The sequence below is a fragment of the Micromonospora sp. NPDC048909 genome (assembly GCF_040649635.1).
Lineage (GTDB): Bacteria > Actinomycetota > Actinomycetes > Mycobacteriales > Micromonosporaceae > Micromonospora.
Genome location: NZ_JBEZFU010000008.1, coordinates 75,381 through 93,035, shown reverse-complemented (window position 1 = coordinate 93,035; position 17,655 = coordinate 75,381). Strand labels below are relative to the sequence as shown.

Below are 17,655 nucleotides of genomic sequence, written 5' to 3'. Positions count from 1 at the left end.
CGAGGCCCTCAGCGGCCGAGCCGCTGGCGGGCCAGGAACTTCGGCACGACCATCCGCCACGCCTCGGTCACCAGCTCGGTCATGTAGTCGTGGTCGAGCCGGGCGGTGTGGCAGCAGACCCAGTGGAAGCGCAGGTCGGAGGCGCGGGGAAGGAAGAACAACTCCGGCTCAGCGGCGATCAGGGCGTCGCGCTCCTCCTTCGGGTAGCCGAAGCCCATCGTCGCCTCGTCGCGGCTGAAGGCGACGTAGACGATCGCTCCGACCCGGAACTTCACCCGGTCGTGGACGAGGTGCTCGGTGCTGCGGGGCAGCGTCCGGGCCAGCGCCCGGACGTCGGCGACGGCCACCATGTGACGACCGTAGCGGCCGGCGCCGACAATTCCGCGGACCGACGGCGACTACCGCTCCCCCACCGCCGTCGCGGCCGGCAGGCCGAGGCCGTCGACGGCCGCCGCGACGAGTTCGTCCGCGCCGAGCGCGACGTCGAGCACGAGCACCGACTCGTCCGGCTCGGCCCGCTCCAGCGTGGCGAGCTGCGACTCGAGCAGGCTCGCCGGCATGTAGTGCCCCGCGCGGCGGGACATTCGGTCCCGGATGACCTCAGCCGAGCCGTCCAGGTGCACGAACTCCACCGACGGCGGGCCCTGCCGGAGCACGTCCCGGTACGAGCGCCGCAACGCCGAGCAGGCCAGCACCGTCGACCGGCCCTCCGCGCCACGCTCGGCCATCCAGGCGGCCAGGTCGCGCAGCCACGGCCAGCGGGCGTCGTCGTCGAGCGGTACGCCGGAGCGCATCCGGGCCACGTTGGCCGCGGAGTGGAACTCGTCCGCCTCGGCGAACATCAGCCCGGTCGCCTCGCTGATCCCGCGCGCCACCGTGGTCTTGCCGGCGCCGGAGACGCCCATCACCACGACGTGCCGAGTGGGCTGCCCGTCGCCGCGCTCACCAGTCATGGACCGTCCCGTCCTTGAGCCGGTTGAACGGCAGGTAGGCCGGCACGTAGGGGAACCGCGCCGCGGCCTCCTCGTCGAGTTCCACCCCGAGCCCCGGCTGGTCGCCGGGGTGCAGGTAGCCGTCGGTGAAGGTGAACGACTGCCGGAACACCTCGTTCGCCAGTGGGCTGTGCTTCATGTACTCCTGGATGCCGAAGTTGTGGATGGCCAGGTCCAGGTGCAGCGCCGCGGCCATGCCCACCGGCGAGATGTCGGTGGGGCCGTGGATGCCGGACTTGATCTGGTACTGGGCGGCGAAGTCGAGCAGCTTGCGCATGGCGGTGATGCCGCCGGTGTGGGTCACCGCGGACCGCACGTAGTCGATCAGCTGCTCCCGGATCAGCGTCTGGTAGTCCCACACGGTGTTGAAGACCTCGCCGATCGCCAGCGGGGTGGTGGTGTGCTGGCGGACCAGCCGCAGCGCCTCCTGGTTCTCCGCCGGGGTGCAGTCCTCCAGCCAGAACAGGTCGTACGGTTCGAGCGCCTTGCCCAGCTTGGCGGCCTGGATCGGGGTCATCCGGTGGTGACCGTCGTGCAGCAGCGGCAGCTCCGGGCCGAACTCGTTGCGCACCGCCTCGAAGACGTCGGGCAGGTGGCGCAGGTACGCCCGGGTGTCCCAGTCCTCCTCGGCGGGCAGCGGGATGCGCTGCGCCGGCTCGTAGTCGTAGCGCTTGCCGTCGGCGCTGGGCTGGGCGGCCACCCCGTAGACGGCGTTGATGCCCGGCACCGAGGTCTGCACGCGGATCGACCGGAAGCCCTCGTCCAGGTGCTGGCGGATCGAGTCGAACAGCTCCGGGATGTCCCGACCCGACGCGTGGCCGTACGCCATGATGCCGGTGCGCGACGCGCCGCCCAGCAGCTGGTACAGCGGCATGCCGGCGGCCTTGGCCTTGATGTCCCAGAGCGCGACGTCGACCGCGGCGATCGCGGCCATGGTGACCGGCCCACGCCGCCAGTACGCCGAGCGGTAGAGGAACTGCCAGGTGTCCTCGATGCGGTGCGGGTCCCGCCCGATCAGCAGCGCGGCGACGTGGTCGCGCAGGTAGGAGGCGACGGAGAGCTCACGACCGTTGAGGGTGGCGTCACCCAGGCCGGTGAGCCCCTCATCGGTGGTGATCTTCAGGGTGACGAAGTTGCGGTCGGGGCTGGACACGATGACGTCCGCTGCGACGATTTTCACGGGGTGCCTTTCATCATTACCGGTGCGCGGGCTGGCTAGCGCAGGACGCTGCCCGCTTCGTGGCCGTCGAGAAGGGACAGTTCGGCGCGGCGCGGCAGCCCTTCGCAGTCGCCGCGGGTGGAGACGGCGAAGGCGCCGAGGGCGGCCGCGCGGCGCAGCCGACCGGCCAGGTCGAGTCCGTCGAAGAGGCCGGAGAGGTACCCGGCGGTGAACGCGTCGCCCGCGCCCACGGTGTCGACGGGGGTCACCGCCAACACTCCGACGCTCTCGACCCCGGCCGGGGTGTGCGCCCGGGCGCCGTCGCCGCCCAGCTTGACCAGGACGGTCCGCACGCCGCGCCGGAACAGGCCCGCCACGGTCGCCGCCTCGTCGGCCCCCGGGTCGCCGACCAGGTCCAGCTCGTCGGCGGAGGCGACGACGATCGAGGCGTACCCGGCCAGCGGGGTGAGCACCTCGCGAGCGGCGTCGCGGGACCAGAGCCGGGCGCGGTAGTTGACGTCAAGACAGACCGGGATCCCCGCCTCGGCGGCGGTCTCGGCCGCCCAGCGGGTGGCCGCGCGGGCGGTCTCGGACAGCGCCGGGGTGATGCCGGTCAGGTGCAGCATCCGCGCGCCCGCCGCCAGCGACGCCCGCAGGTCGTCGACGCGCAGCGCCGAACCGGCCGACCCGGCCCGGTGGTACTGCACCCGGGTCAGGTCGGCGGTGCGCTGCTCCAGGAACATCAGACCGGTCGGGCGGTCGGCGTCGCGGGCGACCGCGTCGACGTCGACGCCCTCGGCCCGCAGCTGCCGCAACAGGTACTCGCCCAGCTCGTCGGTGCTCACCCGGCCGACCCAGGCGGCCCGGTGACCCAGCCGGGCCAGCCCCACCGCCACGTTGGACTCGGCGCCGGCCAGGTGCATCCGCAGCGCGCCGCCGGCGGCGAGCGGTCCGTCCGCGCGCAGCGACACCATGGACTCGCCGAAGGTGAGCAGGTCCGGCATGCTCACGCGGGCACCGGCTCTGCCAGGGCGGCCAGGTAGGTGCGCGCCCGCTCCCGCAGGGCGGTCAGGTCACCGCCGGAGGCCGCGTCGCCGACCAGCGGACCGCCGACACCGACCGCGATCGCGCCGGCCCGCAGGTAGCCGGGCACGTCGGCCAGGCCGACGCCGCCGACCGCGACGAACGGGATGTCCGGGAACGGGTCGCGCACCGCCTTCAGGTACGCCGGGCCGCCGACCGACGCCGGGAACAGCTTGACCGCCGACGCCCCCAACCGCATCGCGGTGTACGCCTCCGTCGGGGTCAGCGCCCCGGCGGCGACCGGAAGACCGCGGCGGGCGGCCTCGGCGATCGACTCGACCACGGCGGGGGTCACCACGAACTGTGCGCCCGCGGCGGCCACGTCGGCGACGTCGGCGGTGGTGAGCACCGTGCCGGCGCCGACCAGCGACCCGGCGGGCGCGGCGGCGCGCAGCGCCTCGACGGCGCGCGCCGCGCCCGGCGTGGTGAGGGCGACCTCCACAATGCGTACGCCCTCGTCGAGCAGGGCGGTGCCCGCGGCGATCGCGGCGTCGGTGTCGGTGCCGCGGATGACCGCGAGGATTCGGGTCGCGGTCAGCTCCGCGACGAGGTCGAGGGGCATCTGTCTCACCATTCCGCGTAGGAGCCGTCGAGGTGCCGCCAGGTCGGACTGCGCCAGGCGTGCCCCCGCTTGTCCGCCGTCCGTACCGCGTGCTCGTCGATCTCGATGCCGAGGCCGGGCGCGGTGAGCCGAGACACGTACCCGTCGACGAAGGTCAGCGGAGTCTTGTCGAGGCAGTAGTCGAGCACCTCGGCGCCCTGGTTGTAGTGGATGCCGATGCTCTGTTCCTGGATCAGGAAGTTCGGCGTGGCGAAGCCGACCTGCAGACAGGCGGCGAGGGCGATCGGCCCGAGCGGGCAGTGCGGAGCGAGCTGCACGTCGTACACCTCGGCCAGCGTGGCGATCTTGCGGACCTCGGTGATGCCGCCGGCGTGCGACAGGTCCGGCTGGGCGACGGCGATGCCGGCCTGCAACACGGGCAGGAACTCCTGCCGGTTGTAGAGCCGCTCCCCCGTCGACACCGGCGTGCTGGTGGCGCGGACGAACTCCCCGATCAGGTGCGAGTTCTCCGGCACCACCGGCTCTTCGAGGAAGAACGGTCGGTACGGCTCCAGGAGCGGGGCGATCCGGCGCGCGGTGGCGAGGGTGAACCGTCCGTGGAAGTCGACAGCGACGTCCCGGTCGTCGCCGAGCACCTCCCGGGCGGCGGCCACCCGCTGGACCACGGCGTCGATCTCGGCGACCGACGCGACCGGGCTCATCCGCCCGGAGGCGTTCATCTTCACCGCGGTCAGGCCCGCCTCGACCTGGGCGCTGATCTGGTCGCGGACCTCGGCGGGCTCGTCGCCGCCGACCCAGCCGTAGACCCGGATCCGGTCCCGGACCGGGCCGCCGAGCAGTTGGTGCACGGGCGCGCCGAAGTGCTTGCCGGCGATGTCCCACAGCGCCTGGTCCAGCCCGGCGACCGCGCTGGACAGGATCGGGCCGCCCCGGTAGAAGGAGCCCTTCGTCATCACCTGCCAGTGGTCCTCGATGCGCAGCGCGTCCCGCCCGACGAGCAACTCGCTGAGCTGCTCCACGGCGGTGCGTACGGTCTCGGACCGGCCCTCGCAGGTCGCCTCGCCCCAGCCGACGATGCCCGAGGACGTCTCGACCCGGACGAACAGCCAGCGCGGTGCGACGAGGAACGTCTCCACCTTCGCGATCGTGGTCATGGCGCGTCAGCCCTTCGTGGCGCCGGCGGTGAGGCCGGAGACGACGTACTTCTGCACGAACAGGGCGATCACCATGATCGGCAAGGTGACCACGGTGGCCGCGGCCATCAGGCCGCCCCAGTCGATGCTGGCGTAGCCGACGAAGTCGAAGATCGCCACGGGCAACGTCTTCGTGTCGGCGCCGGCGAGCACCAGGGCGAACATGAAGTTGTTCCAGGAGAAGATGAAGGAGAGGATGCCCGCGGTGGCCACGCCGGGCACCGACAGCGGCAGGGTGATCCGCCGGAACGCGCCGATGTGGGTCAGCCCGTCGACGAGCGCGGCCTCCTCCAGCTCGGTCGGCAGGCCGTCGAAGTAGCCCATCATGATGTAGACGATCAGCGGCAGCGACACGAACATGTGGCTCAGGATCAGCACGCTGAACCCGCCGACCAGCTTCAGGTTCGAGAAGACGTAGTACCAGGGCACCAGCAGCGAGACGCCGGGAATCACCCGGGCCATCAGCACGACCAGCGCGGACTTCTTCATGTTGAACCGGCTCATCGAGTACGCGGCGGGCACCCCGAGGACGAGCGAGAACACGGTGGCCGCGAACGCCACCCAGAGGCTGTTGCCGATGAACTGGACGTAGTTGGCCTGCTGGAGCACCGTGTCGTAGTTCTTCAGGGTGGGCGAGAAGACGAACGCCTTGGCGGTGTCGTAGATGTCCACGTTGGTCTTGAAAGACGCGGTGATCATCCAGAGCAGCGGCGCCATCAGCGCGAACACCACGAGGGTGAGGGCCACCGCCCGGAACGCCTGGTACGGCCTGCTCGGCTTCATCGCTCCAGCCCCTTCTTGCGGTACGTCAGGGCCCACATCACCCCGATGATGATCAGGAAGAAGATGATGAGGACGGTCGACGAGACGCCGTAGTCGTTGTAGTCGAAGCTGAGGCCGTAGGCGTACACGTTGAGGGTCTCCACCTCGTGGAAGGACCCGCCGCCGCGGCCCTTGGTCGCGTAGAGGATGTCGAAGGTCTTCAGCGCGTCGATGCCCCGCAGCAGGATCGCGACGATCACGGTGGGCATCAGCAGCGGCAGGGTGACGTGCCGGAACCGCTGCCAGGTGCTGGCGCCGTCGATGCGGGCCGCCTCCTGGGGCTCGTCCGAGAGCGAGGTGAGCCCGGCGAGCAGGATCAGCACGACCATCGGGGTCCACTGCCAGATGTCGATGAACATCGTCGTGGGCAGAGCCGAGTGCTGGCCGGAGAGCCAGGGCTGGGGGCCGATCCCGATCCAGCCGAGCAGCTGGTTCGCCATCCCGATGTTGGGGTCGAAGATCAGACGCCACATCATGCCGACCGCGACCGGGGTGGCCACCAGCGGCAGCAGGATCGCGACGCGGACCCACTTCTCACCACGGAACGGCCGCCACAGCAGCAGGGCGATCGCCATGCCGAGGACGACCTCGAAGAGCAGCACGACGCCGGTGAAGGCGATCGTCCGCAACACCGCCGGCCAGAACCGGTCGGTGTCGGTGAGCACGTCGAGGTAGTTCTGGAACCCGATGAACTCGCTCTCGGCGCGTACCGAACCCTCGGCGTCGGTGAGGCTGAGGTATCCGGTCCACGCCACCGGGAAGATGATCAGGATGGCGACGAACGCCATGGCGGGCGCCGCGAAGAGCCACTTGCGATGCTCGTTGGCCCAGCGCGACCAGGCCGACTCCCTGGGCGGCGCCGGGGAGGCCTCGGGTGATCTGGTGAGGGGTGTGCTGACGGCTGACATGGAGATCTCCGGGTTCGGGGGTCAGGTCCCGGCGGGGCGGCGGCGCCGACCGGCGTCGCCGCCCAACGCTCGGGTTACTTCGCCTCGTCGTCGAGGAACTTCTGGAACGCCTCGTTGGCCGCGTCCGCGGAGGCGGCCGCGTCCTTGCCGGTGATCGCGTCGACGATCGGCTGGCCGACGATCTCGCGCGCCTCGGCCACCTTCACCACCAGCGGGCGGTCGTGCCCGACGCCGTTGGCGGTGCTGGCCGTGTTGGCCTCGGCGAGGTCCTTCGGCAGGGTGGAGGTGCTCTCCGGGTTCGCCCAGACGGAGGTGCGGGCACCCGGGACGCCGGCCTTCTGCTGCGCCAGCGACTGCTCCTTGCCGGCCGCCCACTGGATGAACTTCCAGGCGTTGTCCTTGTTCTCCGAGCCGTCGTTGACACCGAGCGCCCAGGAGGGGATGTTGTACGGCTTGGAGCCGGCCGGGCCGGCCGGGAAGGCCGTGAAGCCGACGGTGTCGACGACCTTGGACTTGGCCGGGTCGGTGGCGTTCTTGTAGAGCGAGTTGGCCTCGGTGTAGAACGCCGCCTTGCCCTGGGTGAAGATCGCCATCGCCTCCGACCAGCTCATGTCGGTGCTGATGTTGTCCGGGCCGTGGTCGCGCAGCAGCCCGCCGTAGTAGGCGTACGCCTGCTTGGCCTGCTCGGTGTTGACCGTGGCCTTGCCGCTGCCGTCGACGAAGTCGCCGCCGAAGCTGTAGAGGAAGCTGGAGAACTGCGTGACGGCGGCCGCCTTGCCGGTGCGGGCGACGAAGCCGGCGACGCCCGGGTTGTCGGCCTCGACCTTCGCGGCCTGCGCCTTGAGCTCGTCGAGGGTCTTCGGCGGGGCGGCGAAGCCGGACTTCTGCAGCAGGTCCTTGCGGTAGTAGAGGACCTCCTGCTCGGTGATGATCGGCACCCCGACCACCTTGTCCTCATAGGTGGTGGCCTGCACCGGCCCGGCCTGGAAGTCGCTGAACTCGAACGCGCTGTCCGACTTGGCCTTCTCGCTCAGGTCGGCGAGGTACTTGTTCTTGGCGAACAGCTTCCCCTCCTGCAGCGGCCGGTACATCATCACGTCGATGTCGCTGGACCCGGCGTTCAGCTTGACGTTGTACTGGTCGGAGAGCTGGTCCTCACCGAGCTGGGTGACTTCGACCTTGAGGCCCGACTGCTGCTCGAACTCCGGCAGGGCCTTCTTGATGTTCTCCGTCCAGACGTGGTTCACCAGCGTCACGCGAAGAGTCTTCGACCCCTCGCCGCCGTCCCCACCGCCACCGCAGGCGGACAGGCCCATGGCGGCGACCACGGCCAGAGAAGTGCCGATTATCGATCGACGTCGCACGCTTGTCTCTCCTTCAGTCGTGGTCGCTGCCCCGTCGAGAGGCGCCACCTCGGTGTTACATCCGCTTAACGTCGGGATGCTAGGCCGAAAAAGCCGACTTATTCAAGGTGTTGATCTAACTGATATGATCCTTGGCGTGGAACGGTCCTCCTTAGGGGTTGCAGCCGCTCAGACCACCCCTGTGGAGTCCGGGCTGCACGCACGCGTGCTCGACCACCTCGGCACCGCCATCTGCGCAGGTGAGCTGGCCCCCGGCGCGGTGCTCAACATCGACGAGCTGGTCGAGCGCTATGCCGTGTCCCGCTCGGTCGTCCGCGAGGTGCTGCGGGTGCTGGCCTCGATCGGGTTCATCGAGACCCGGCGCCGGGTGGGGGTGATGATCCGACCGGCGAGCGCCTGGAACGTCTTCGACCCGCAGGTGATCCGCTGGCGGCTCGCCTCGGCCGGTCGGATGGCGCAGCTCAGGTCGATCACCGAACTACGCACCGCCGTCGAGCCGCACGCGGCCCAACTGGCCGCCGGTCGGGCCGGTCACGACGAGGCGAGCGACCTCGTCGGGCTCGCGGCGAAGATGTGGGCGGCCGGCAAGGCCGGCGACGAGGAGCGCTTCCTCGATCTCGACATCGAGTTCCATCGCCGGGTGCTGCTCGCCTCCGGCAACGAAATGTTCCTACGGCTCCAGGAACTCGTCGCCGAGGTGCTCACCGGCCGGCACAAGCATCACCTCATGCCGCACCACCCGCACGAGCAGGCCCTCCAGCTGCACGCCGACGTCGCCCAGGCGATCCAGCGGCACGACGGTGAGCGCGCCCGGCAGGCGATGGTGCAGCTGATGGAGCAGGCGTTCGACGAGATGCGGTCGTTGTGGGAGCAGGCCGGCGAGCCCGAGCGGCGCTAGCCGGTCAGTGCGGCATGTGCAGCCCGGCGGCGACGGCGCCGCGCTGGTCCACGTAGCCGGCGATGCGCCGGATGATCGAGGCGTACCGGGCGCGGAGCCAGGCCGGCGAGGTCGGTGCGGCGGCCGCAGCGCTCAGGTCGACCACCCGGGCGAGGGGCCGGTACTCCATCCAGGTCGGCGCCACCGTCACGTCGGTGACCGTCCACCTGCCGGCCGCGGTGCGGGTGAAGGTGAACTGGGGGACGACCGAGTCCTGGGTCTTCTCCGGCGAGCCGTCGGCGAACCGGGTCGTCAGGTTGCCCATGCCGTAGGCGACCCACTTGCCGGCCACCTTCTCGAACGGCTGCACCACGTGCACGTGGTGCCCGACGATCAGGTCGATCTCGGGCGCGGAGAGCAGCTGGCGCGCGAGGTCCGCCTGGTCGCCGGTCGGCTCGTGCTGGTACTCGGTGCCCCAGTGCAGCGACAGGATGACGATCTCCGCGCCGGCGGCGCGCGCCCGCCGAGCCTCGGCCAGGATGGCGTCGGCGTCGATCGCGTTGGCCGCCCACGGCCGTCCGGCCGGCAGCGGGATCTGGTTGAAGCTCTCCGTGTACGACAGGTGGGCGACCTTCACCCCGGCGACGTCCAGGACGTTGGGGCGCCGGGCCTCCGCCGCGCTGCGGGCCGTGCCGGTGTGCCGCAGCCCCACCCGGTCCAGGTTCTCCAGGGTACGGGCGATGCCGTCGACGCCGGTGTCCAGCGAGTGGTTGGACGCGGTGGAGCAGGTGTCGAAGCCGGCCCAGGCCGCCGCGTCGGCCAGCTCCGGCGGCACGCTGAAGTCCGGCCAGCCGGTGAACGGGCCGTCCGGTTCGGCCAGCGGCGTCTCCATGTGACAGATGCCCAGGTCCGCGGCGCTCACCCGGGCCCGGACCGCGGCCAGCACCTGGGTGAAGTCGTGGCCGTCGCGGCCGGCACGCCGGGCGTCCGCGGCGGCCTGTTCGCTCAGCGCCGGATGTACCAGCAGGTCGCCGGCCGCGACCACGGTGAGCGTGGTCCGCGGCGGCTCGAGGGCGGTGGCGCTGGCGGACGGAGCAGACGAAGCGGTGCGTGGCGTCGGCCGCTCGGTGGCCTCGCAGCCCGCCGTCATCGCGGCGACCAGCAGCACCGCCAGGACGGGCTTTCTTCTCATAACACGACATAATGCCGCCCACTTTCAGCGCCGTGGCATGAACGCCGAAAGTCTCCGAGCCACCACCGCCGCGGTCCGCCGAGGGCCGTCCTGGCCGGACCCGCCGGCGGCGCCGACGGGCTTCCCTACCTGGAGCCCGGGCGGAACGCGGCAGCGAGTTCGTCGTCGAACACGCTGATCGGCCGACCGTCAGTGCCATAGGCGACGAGGCGCCCGTGCGTCATCGTCGCGGATCGGAACGAGAAGACCCGGGTGCCCGGGTATGCCGTCAGCAGTGGTATGACCCGTGGCGAACCGCCGGGGGCCGAGTAGTACTCGAGTCGCGCCACGCTCGCCGACACCACCCCGTTCACCCGCACCTTCGTCTTCTCCCGCCGGGTGCCGAAGGTGACCGGCGCCCCGGTGCCGAAGGAGGCGCACGCCGCGGCGCTGCGGCAGACGAAGAAGTACCGAGGGTTGACGACGTCGTCGAGCGCGTACGCCTTGAAGGTCGGATCCGCCCCCGCCGGCAGCGGCTGCACGGCGAAGAACGCGACGGTCGCCGCGACCGCCACCCCGACGCGCAACCAGGCGCGTCCGGTGCTCCCGGAGCGTCTCGTCCGGGCCGCGGCGACCGCCACCCCGCCGAACCCTGTCAGGCAGAGTGCGACGACGCCGAGCGCGCGGGCGTTCTCGAAGAGGAACTGCACCCCCGGCCGTAGCGAGACGGCATCGAGGACCACGCCCAGCGACGCCGTCATCGCGATCAGCAGCGCGACCCCCGCGACCTTGCGGGCCACGCCGGACGTGCCGATCAGCAGCATCGCGGCCAACACCGGCCAGACCTGGTGGTGGGTCCAGGAGACCGGCGACGCGGCTACGGTGGCGCAGCCGACGAGCACCGCGGCGTGCCCGGGACGGCCCTGCGCCGCCAGCTGCCGCGCGCGCAGCAGCGCCACCGCGCAGATCACCGCCACCAGGGCGACCCAGAGCAGGGGCAGCGACGTCTCGTCCACCCCGAGGCGCAGCAGCATCCCGTGCACTGACTGGTTTCCCAGCGACGCGAGGTTGCCGATCCGGCGGGTCTGCGCCACCGTCCCGGCCCAGTAGGTCCAGCTCTCGGCCGGCAGGACGGCCGCGGCGAGCCCGGCGCAGGCCAGAAACGTCGCCATGGCCCGGGCGGCGTCGCGGTAGCGCCGGGCCGCGAGGAAGTACACCACGAACAGCAGCGGGGTCAGCTTGATCGCGGACGCCACCCCGACGAGCACCCCGCGCAGGCGCGGTGGGACGACACCCATGGCGTCGAGCAGCGCCAGCAGCACCACGAAGATGCTGACCTGGCCGAAGCGCAGGTTGCTCTGGACCGGGGCGGAGAGCATCAGCACCAGCGCCACGGCCGCCACGACCAGCGGCCGGCGGGATCGCCCGGGCACCAACGTGTTGCCCACCGGCACGGCGACGGCGACCACCGCCGCGCAGGTCGTCAACAGCCAGAACACCTGCACCACCGGCTCCGCGGCGAGCGTGATCGGCCAGAGCACCAGCGCCGCGAACGGCGGGTAGGTGAACGGGCCCCCGTTCTCCGCGACGTAGGAGTACAGCGGGTGCCCCGCGCGCAGGTCAGCCACCGCGCCGTAGTAGATGTGCAGGTCGGAGAGGCGGTCCTCACGCCGGAGGACGAGCACGACGGAGACCAACGCGGCGGCGACGAAGCCCGCCCACACCAGCGAAACCCGTCGCTCGCGCACGGGACCAGCATAGGTGCCGGCACGGCGGTGCGTGGTGTCCATCGTGGACCCACCATGCGTGGTGCCGGCCCGCCACCGGGAGGTGGCCGGCCCCTTTCCGTTCTGTGATCAACAAACTACGGTGAGCGTGGCGTGTGTGCCACCGGACGGGGGTGCCCAGTGCAGGAATTCGACTACGTGGTGGTCGGTGCCGGCTCGGCCGGGTGCGTGCTGGCCAACCGGCTGACCGAGGATCCGGGGATCCGCGTGCTGCTGATCGAGGCCGGCGGCTGGGACAGCAGCCCCTTCGTCCGCATTCCCAAGGGCTTCAGCCGGCTGATGGACGACCGCCGCACCGCCTGGCACTACCCCGCCGAGGTGGGGCCGGCGCAGCAGGAGGTCTGGCAGCGCGGCCGGCTGGTCGGCGGGTCCAGCTCCATCAACGGGATGGTGTACGGCCGGGGCGACCGGCTCGACTACGACTCGCTGGAGCGCCTCGGCAACCCCGGCTGGGGCTGGCAGACCATGCTGCCGATCTTCAAGCAGCTGGAGGACAACCCGTTCGGCGCGTCCGAGGTGCGCGGCGCCGGCGGCCCACTGCGGCTCTCCAGCGCCACCGGCACGGACGAGCTCTGCGAGGAGACGATCGCCGCCGGGGTGGAGCTGGGCTGGCGCCGGGTCGACGACCTGAACGCCGACGACGACGAGCGTATCGGCTACGTCATGGCGACCATCCGCGACGGACGCCGGAGCAGCGCGGCCGAGGCGTTCCTGCATCCGGTCCGCGACCGGCCGAACCTGACCGTCGCGGTGCGCACCGTGGTGCTCCGGGTGCTCGTCGAGGGCGGCCGGGCGATCGGCGTACGCGCCCGCCGCGACGGGCAGACGGTCGACTACGGGGCCGCCGCCGAGGTCGTCCTCACGGCCGGCGCGCTCGCCACGCCACAGTTGTTGCAGGTCTCCGGCATCGGCCCGGCCGACACGCTGCGCGACGCCGGTGTCCCGGTGCTGCTCGACCGGCCCCGGGTGGGCGTCGGCATGCGGGAGCACCGGCCGATGCCGGCGCAGTTCCGGCTGGCCGCCCGGGGTGGTTACAACCCGCAGCTCAGTGGCGCGCTCGGGCAGGGACGGGCCGCGCTGCGCTACCTGGTCACCCGTCGGGGGCCGCTCGCCCTGCCGGTGCACGACGTCGGGGCCTACTTCCGGTCCGGTCCCGACGCCGAGCATCCGGACGCGCAGCTGTTGATGGCGCCCTTCTCGGCCGCGCCGCGCCGCCCCGGTCAGGCGCTGGAGCTGGAGCGCGAGTCGGGGCTGATGGGGCTGGTCACTGTGACCCGGCCGGAGAGCGAAGGCAGCCTGGCCATCACCTCGGCCGACCCGGAGCGTCCACCTCGGATCGTGGCCAACTACTTCAGCGACCCGTACGACCGTCGGGTCGCGATCGCCGCCTTCCGGCGGATGCGGGAGCTCTTCGCCACCGGGCCGATCGCGAAGCGGATCACCATGGAGACCCTGCCCGGCCCCGCGGTGCAGGACGACGACGACATCATCGATGCCGGGCTGGCGCTCGGCTACTGCGGCTACCACGCGGTGGGCACCTGCGCGATGGGGCCCGGCGACGAGTCCGTGGTCGACCCGCGGCTGCGGCTGCGCGGCGTGGACGGGCTGCGCATCGCCGACGCGTCCGTGCTGCCGGTCCTGGTATCCGGCTACCTGAACGCCCCGGTGATGGCGGTGGCCTGGCGCGCGGCCGATCTGATCCTCGCGGGCTGAGCGGGCGCTCGCCCCGAGCCGCCGATGGCGACTCGGACAGCGAAGGCCGACGACGGGTGGATGTACAGATGACTGCCGAACGGTGAACATGAGGCGGCGAGGACGGTCGATGGCCGCCGGAGAGCCGGCGCCGTCATTCACGAGGGGGCCACCATGCATCCGACTTCTCTGGCGTGGCGGCTTCACCGCCTACTCGTGGTCGTGCTGGTCCTCGGCGCGACCGTACTGGTCCCGACGGCGGCCGGCGCGACGGCGGACGCCGGTGGTCGGCACCACGCGGCGCAGGTCGCCGGCTGGACCCCGGTGCCGGGCCCGGCGCAGGCCCGCTCACGACCGGCCACTGTGGTGTACGGCGGTGACCTGCACCTGTTCGTCCGAGGTGCCGGCGGCAGCGTGCGGACCAACCGGTACTCCTCGACGACCGAAGCCTGGTCGGGCTGGACGACCGTGCCGGGTGCGGCGGGCGCCACCTCGGCGCCGATCGCCACCGTCTACGGCGGCGACCTGCGGGTCTTCGTCCGGGCCGGCGCGGGCACCCTACGCTTCAACCGGTACAACCTGGTGACCGGCGAGTGGTCGGGCTGGTCCACAGTGCCCGGCTCGGCGGGCGCTGCGTCGGCGCCGGCGGTGGCGGTCTACGGCGGCGACCTGCGGGTCTTCGTCCGAGGCGTGGCCGGCGACCTGCGCACCAGCCGGTACACCCTGGTCGGCGACGTGTGGTCGGGGTGGTCCACCGTGCCGGGCTCGGCCGGCGCCAGGTCCGCGCCCGCGGCCGCGGTCTACGGGGGCGACCTGCACCTCTTCGCCCGGGGCGCCGCGGGTGCCGTCCGCACGACCCGCTACACCCTCACCACGGACGAGTGGTCGGGCTGGACGGCGGTGCCCGGCCGAGCCGGCGCCACCTCCGCGCCCGCGGTCACCGTGCACGGCGGCGACCTGCACCTCTTCGCCCGGGGCGCCGCGGGTGCCGTCCGCACGACCCGCTACACCCTCACCACGCAGGAGTGGTCGGGCTGGTCGGCGGTGCCGGGCCGGTTGGGCGCAGCGTCGGGACCGGCGGCCGTCGGCTACGGCGGCGACCTGCGTCTCTTCGTCCGCGGCCCGCAGCACCGGATCTACCAGCACCTCGTCGGACCGCAGTCGGCTCAGCAGGGCTGACCGCGCCGCGGTGTCACGGTGGCGGCCCGCCCCCGACGATGACCACGTGCAGGTTGCGCGGGCCGTGCACACCCTCCACCCGGTTGAGCTCGATGTCGCTGGTGGCGGAGGGTCCGCTGATCCAGGTCAGCGGGCGGCGCGGATCGAGCCGGGCGATCGCGTCCGGCACGCCGGCGACCACCTGGTCGGCGCGCAGCACGCAGACGTGCACGTCGGGCAGGAGCGTGATGACACGCCGCCCCTGGTCGGGGGCGCCGTCGAGGACGATCGTGCCGGTCTCGGCGACGGCCACGGCGGCAGCGGTGACCACCCCGTCGGTGGCGGCGATCTGCTCCGCGGAGAGGCCGTCGTCGGCAAGAGCGGCGACGCTGGCGGGCAGCCACCGCCGAGGCAGCGCCGGGGGAACGACGACCCGCCGGCCGCCGAGGATCGCGTCCACCACCTGCGCAACCGCGTCGTCGGCGCATCGGTGCACGGTGGCCCGGTAGTCGGTGAGCCGCCGTACCAGCAGGTCCAGGTCGACGGTTCCGCCGGCCGGCCGGTAGTCGCGGGCGATGTCGGCGGGTGCGGCCGGGGTGGCGCCGAGGGCCGCGCGGACCCGGGCCAGGACGAGTTCGCGGGGGTTCACCGCTGCGCCCACCATTCACGGAAGGTATGCGCCGGGGGTTCCGGCAGGTCGCGGCCGATGGTCCAGCCGGAGAGCGGCGGAGGCAGGCCGCGACCGCGGCGGCCGGCGAGGCGGGTGAGCCGCGCGGCGCGCTGCGCGGCCGCGTACAGCGCCGGGTGGTCCATGGTGTACGCGGCGGCGGCCATCGCGACGGACTCGACGGACGGCCGACGCTGGGCGGCGACGTGCTCGGCACGGAGATGGACCAGCAGCTCCGGGATGTCGATCTTCACGGGGCAGGCGTCGTAGCAGGCGCCGCAGAGCGACGAGGCGTACGGCAGGGAGGCATTGTCCTCGACCCCGGTGAGCTGGGGCGAGAGCACGGCGCCGATCGGCCCGGGATAGACCGATCCGTACGCGTGCCCGCCGGCGCGCTGGTAGACCGGGCAGACGTTGAGGCAGGCCGAGCAGCGTATGCAGTGCAGCGCCTGCCGGCCGACCTCGTCGGCGAGGACGGCGCTGCGCCCGTTGTCCAGCAGCACGAGATGGAAGGCCTGCGGTCCGTCACCGGGGGTGACGCCGGTCCACATGGAGGTGTAGGGGTTCATCCGCTCCCCCGTCGACGCCCGTGGCAGCAGTTGCAGGAACACCTCGAGGTCGCGCCAGGTGGGCACCACCTTCTCGATGCCCATCACGGTGATCAGCGTGTCGGGCAGGGTGAGGCACATCCGCCCGTTGCCCTCGGACTCCACGACGGCGAGGGTGCCGGTGTCGGCGACGGCGAAGTTGGCGCCGGAGACCGCGACCCGGGTGCTCAGGAATGTCTGGCGCAGGTAGCGGCGGGCGGCGGCGGCCAGCGCCGCCGGGTCGTCGGTCAGCGCCGGGTCGACGCCGGGCATCGCGCGCAGGAAGATCTCGCGGATCTCGGCCCGGTTGCGGTGGATGGCCGGTACCAGGATGTGGCTGGGCCGGTCGTCGCCGAGCTGCACGATCAGCTCGGCGAGGTCGGTCTCCACCGGGGTGATCCCCGCGTCGTGCAGGGCCTCGTTGAGGCCGATCTCCTGGGTGGCCATGGATTTGACCTTGATGACCCGGTCGCTGCCGGTCGCGGCCACCAGCTCGGTGACGATCCGGTTGGCGTCCCACGCGTCGGCGGCCCAGTGCACCGTGCCGCCGGCGACGGTGACCGCGGCCTCCAGCTGCTCCAGCAGCTCCGGCAGGCGGGCCATCACGTCGGCCTTGATGGCGGAGCCGGCGGCGCGCAGCCGCTCCCAGTCGGGCATTTCGCCGATGACCGCGCCGGACTTGGCGCGGATCGTGGTGGTGGCGTGCCCGAGGTTGCGGCGCAGCTGCGGGTCGGCGAGGGCCCGCCGGGCGGCTACCGGGAACGGCTCGTCGCCGCGGAGGTGTCCCACGCCGCGTGGCGCGGTCGCCGGCATGCCGAGGAAGGTGCGGGTCACCGTCGCGCCCCCGTCGCGCCGGCCGCGTCGACGGCGGTCTGTTCCGTGGCGGCCAGGATCTCGGCCAGGTGCACCGTGCGCACCCCGGTGCGCAGCCGGGACAGCCCACCGCCGATGTGCATCAGGCAGGACGAGTCGCCGGCGGCGCACACGTCGGCGCCGGTGGAGAGCACGTGGCGCAGCTTGTCGGCGAGCATCGCCGTCGAGGTGTCGGCGTTCTTCACCGCGAAGGTGCCGCCGAAGCCGCAGCACTGCTCGGCCGCCGGCAGCTCGACCAGGTCCAGGCCGCGGACCTGCCGCAGCAGCCGCAGGGGCTTGTCACCCACCCGGAGCATCCGCAGCGAGTGGCAGGTCGGGTGGTACGTCACCCGGTGCGGGTAGTACGCGCCCACGTCGGTCACCCCCAGCACGTCGACGAGGAACTCCGACAGCTCGTAGGTGTGCCGCGCGACCTCCTCGGCCCGGCTGGCCAACCGCTCCTCGCCGGCCCGGCGGGCCACCATCGCGTGCTGGTGGCGCACCGACCCCACGCAGGACCCCGACGGCGCCACGACCACGTCGTACGGCTCGAACGTGCGCACGTGCCGCCGGACCAGCGGCACCGCGTCGGCCAGGTAGCCGGTGTTGACGTGCATCTGCCCGCAGCAGGTCTGCTGCTCGGGAAAGACCACCTCGTGCCCGAGCCGCTCGAGCAGCCGTACCGTCGCCCTGGCCGCCGCGGGGAACATCGTGTCGGCCAGACACGTCACGAAGAGCGCGACCCGCATCGTCACCCGCCCATCCGGTGCGTGGCGGCCGG

General features: G+C 72.2%; 17 protein-coding genes. 3 read left to right on the top strand and 14 right to left on the bottom strand.

The window, feature by feature from the left end:
* Positions 1 to 8 precede the first annotated feature (8 nt).
* The 9 genes from AB0C04_RS21895 to AB0C04_RS21855 all read right to left on the bottom strand — a co-directional run bounded on the left by AB0C04_RS21895 (position 9) and on the right by AB0C04_RS21855 (position 7,975).
* Complete coding sequence (locus tag AB0C04_RS21895) at positions 9 to 350, bottom strand: MmcQ/YjbR family DNA-binding protein (RefSeq protein WP_357057447.1); 342 nt, start codon at positions 348 to 350, stop codon at positions 9 to 11.
* A 48-nt stretch (positions 351 to 398) separates the two neighbouring features.
* The gene (locus AB0C04_RS21890; protein ID WP_357057445.1) at positions 399 to 953 is read right to left on the bottom strand and encodes a gluconokinase; all 555 of its coding nucleotides are present in this window, start codon (positions 951 to 953) and stop codon (positions 399 to 401) included.
* Complete coding sequence (gene manD / locus AB0C04_RS21885) at positions 943 to 2,172, bottom strand: D-mannonate dehydratase ManD (protein WP_350870344.1); 1,230 nt, start codon at positions 2,170 to 2,172, stop codon at positions 943 to 945. Before manD ends, AB0C04_RS21890 begins: the two co-directional genes overlap by 11 nt.
* Before the next feature lie 35 nt (positions 2,173 to 2,207).
* Positions 2,208 to 3,155: a sugar kinase gene (locus AB0C04_RS21880; RefSeq protein ID WP_357057805.1), complete on the bottom strand. Its 948-nt coding sequence runs from the start codon at positions 3,153 to 3,155 to the stop codon at positions 2,208 to 2,210.
* Positions 3,156 to 3,157: 2 nt separating this feature from the next.
* The gene (locus tag AB0C04_RS21875; protein ID WP_357057442.1) at positions 3,158 to 3,796 is read right to left on the bottom strand and encodes a bifunctional 4-hydroxy-2-oxoglutarate aldolase/2-dehydro-3-deoxy-phosphogluconate aldolase; all 639 of its coding nucleotides are present in this window, start codon (positions 3,794 to 3,796) and stop codon (positions 3,158 to 3,160) included.
* A 5-nt stretch (positions 3,797 to 3,801) separates the two neighbouring features.
* Entirely contained in the window at positions 3,802 to 4,950 is a 1,149-nt protein-coding gene (dgoD, locus tag AB0C04_RS21870) for a galactonate dehydratase (protein WP_357057440.1), read from the bottom strand.
* Between the two features lie 6 nt (positions 4,951 to 4,956).
* Positions 4,957 to 5,772, bottom strand: coding sequence for a carbohydrate ABC transporter permease (locus AB0C04_RS21865; RefSeq protein WP_357057438.1), 816 nt, complete (start codon positions 5,770 to 5,772; stop codon positions 4,957 to 4,959).
* Positions 5,769 to 6,719 carry a sugar ABC transporter permease gene (locus AB0C04_RS21860; RefSeq protein ID WP_357057436.1) on the bottom strand — a complete coding sequence of 317 codons (951 nt, stop codon included), beginning with the start codon at positions 6,717 to 6,719 and terminating at the stop codon, positions 5,769 to 5,771. The genes AB0C04_RS21865 and AB0C04_RS21860 overlap by 4 nt, the downstream gene beginning before the upstream one ends.
* 74 nt (positions 6,720 to 6,793) lie before the next feature.
* The gene (locus AB0C04_RS21855; RefSeq protein WP_357057434.1) at positions 6,794 to 7,975 is read right to left on the bottom strand and encodes a sugar ABC transporter substrate-binding protein; all 1,182 of its coding nucleotides are present in this window, start codon (positions 7,973 to 7,975) and stop codon (positions 6,794 to 6,796) included.
* A 244-nt stretch (positions 7,976 to 8,219) separates the two neighbouring features.
* On the opposite strand from AB0C04_RS21855, the gene AB0C04_RS21850 reads away from it, so the two are divergent.
* Positions 8,220 to 8,981 carry an FCD domain-containing protein gene (locus AB0C04_RS21850; RefSeq protein ID WP_357057432.1) on the top strand — a complete coding sequence of 254 codons (762 nt, stop codon included), beginning with the start codon at positions 8,220 to 8,222 and terminating at the stop codon, positions 8,979 to 8,981.
* Positions 8,982 to 8,985: 4 nt separating this feature from the next.
* Here AB0C04_RS21850 and AB0C04_RS21845 read toward each other — a convergent pair whose 3' ends face one another.
* Together AB0C04_RS21845 and AB0C04_RS21840 are read right to left on the bottom strand one after the other, a co-directional pair.
* Positions 8,986 to 10,152, bottom strand: a complete 1,167-nt coding sequence (locus AB0C04_RS21845; protein ID WP_357057430.1) for a CapA family protein — start codon at positions 10,150 to 10,152, stop codon at positions 8,986 to 8,988.
* Positions 10,153 to 10,277: 125 nt separating this feature from the next.
* Positions 10,278 to 11,879: a glycosyltransferase 87 family protein gene (locus AB0C04_RS21840; RefSeq protein WP_357057428.1), complete on the bottom strand. Its 1,602-nt coding sequence runs from the start codon at positions 11,877 to 11,879 to the stop codon at positions 10,278 to 10,280.
* A 159-nt stretch (positions 11,880 to 12,038) separates the two neighbouring features.
* On the opposite strand from AB0C04_RS21840, the gene AB0C04_RS21835 reads away from it, so the two are divergent.
* On the top strand, positions 12,039 to 13,631 hold the full coding sequence (locus tag AB0C04_RS21835) for a GMC family oxidoreductase N-terminal domain-containing protein (protein WP_357057426.1): 1,593 nt from the start codon (positions 12,039 to 12,041) through the stop codon (positions 13,629 to 13,631).
* A 153-nt stretch (positions 13,632 to 13,784) separates the two neighbouring features.
* Positions 13,785 to 14,789 (top strand): hypothetical protein, encoded by a 1,005-nt coding sequence (locus AB0C04_RS21830; RefSeq protein WP_357057424.1) that lies wholly within the window; start codon positions 13,785 to 13,787, stop codon positions 14,787 to 14,789.
* A gap of 13 nt (positions 14,790 to 14,802) precedes the next feature.
* On the opposite strand, the gene AB0C04_RS21825 is transcribed toward AB0C04_RS21830, so the two are convergent.
* The 3 genes from AB0C04_RS21825 to AB0C04_RS21815 are packed head-to-tail and all read right to left on the bottom strand — an operon-like array spanning position 14,803 to position 17,623.
* Complete coding sequence (locus tag AB0C04_RS21825; protein WP_357057422.1) at positions 14,803 to 15,432, bottom strand: LUD domain-containing protein; 630 nt, start codon at positions 15,430 to 15,432, stop codon at positions 14,803 to 14,805.
* A complete protein-coding gene (locus AB0C04_RS21820) occupies positions 15,414 to 16,835 on the bottom strand; it encodes a LutB/LldF family L-lactate oxidation iron-sulfur protein (RefSeq protein WP_357057803.1) in 1,422 nt (473 codons plus the stop codon). The genes AB0C04_RS21825 and AB0C04_RS21820 overlap by 19 nt, the downstream gene beginning before the upstream one ends.
* Before the next feature lie 17 nt (positions 16,836 to 16,852).
* Positions 16,853 to 17,623, bottom strand: coding sequence for a (Fe-S)-binding protein (locus tag AB0C04_RS21815; protein ID WP_357057801.1), 771 nt, complete (start codon positions 17,621 to 17,623; stop codon positions 16,853 to 16,855).
* Positions 17,624 to 17,655: the final 32 nt, after the last annotated feature.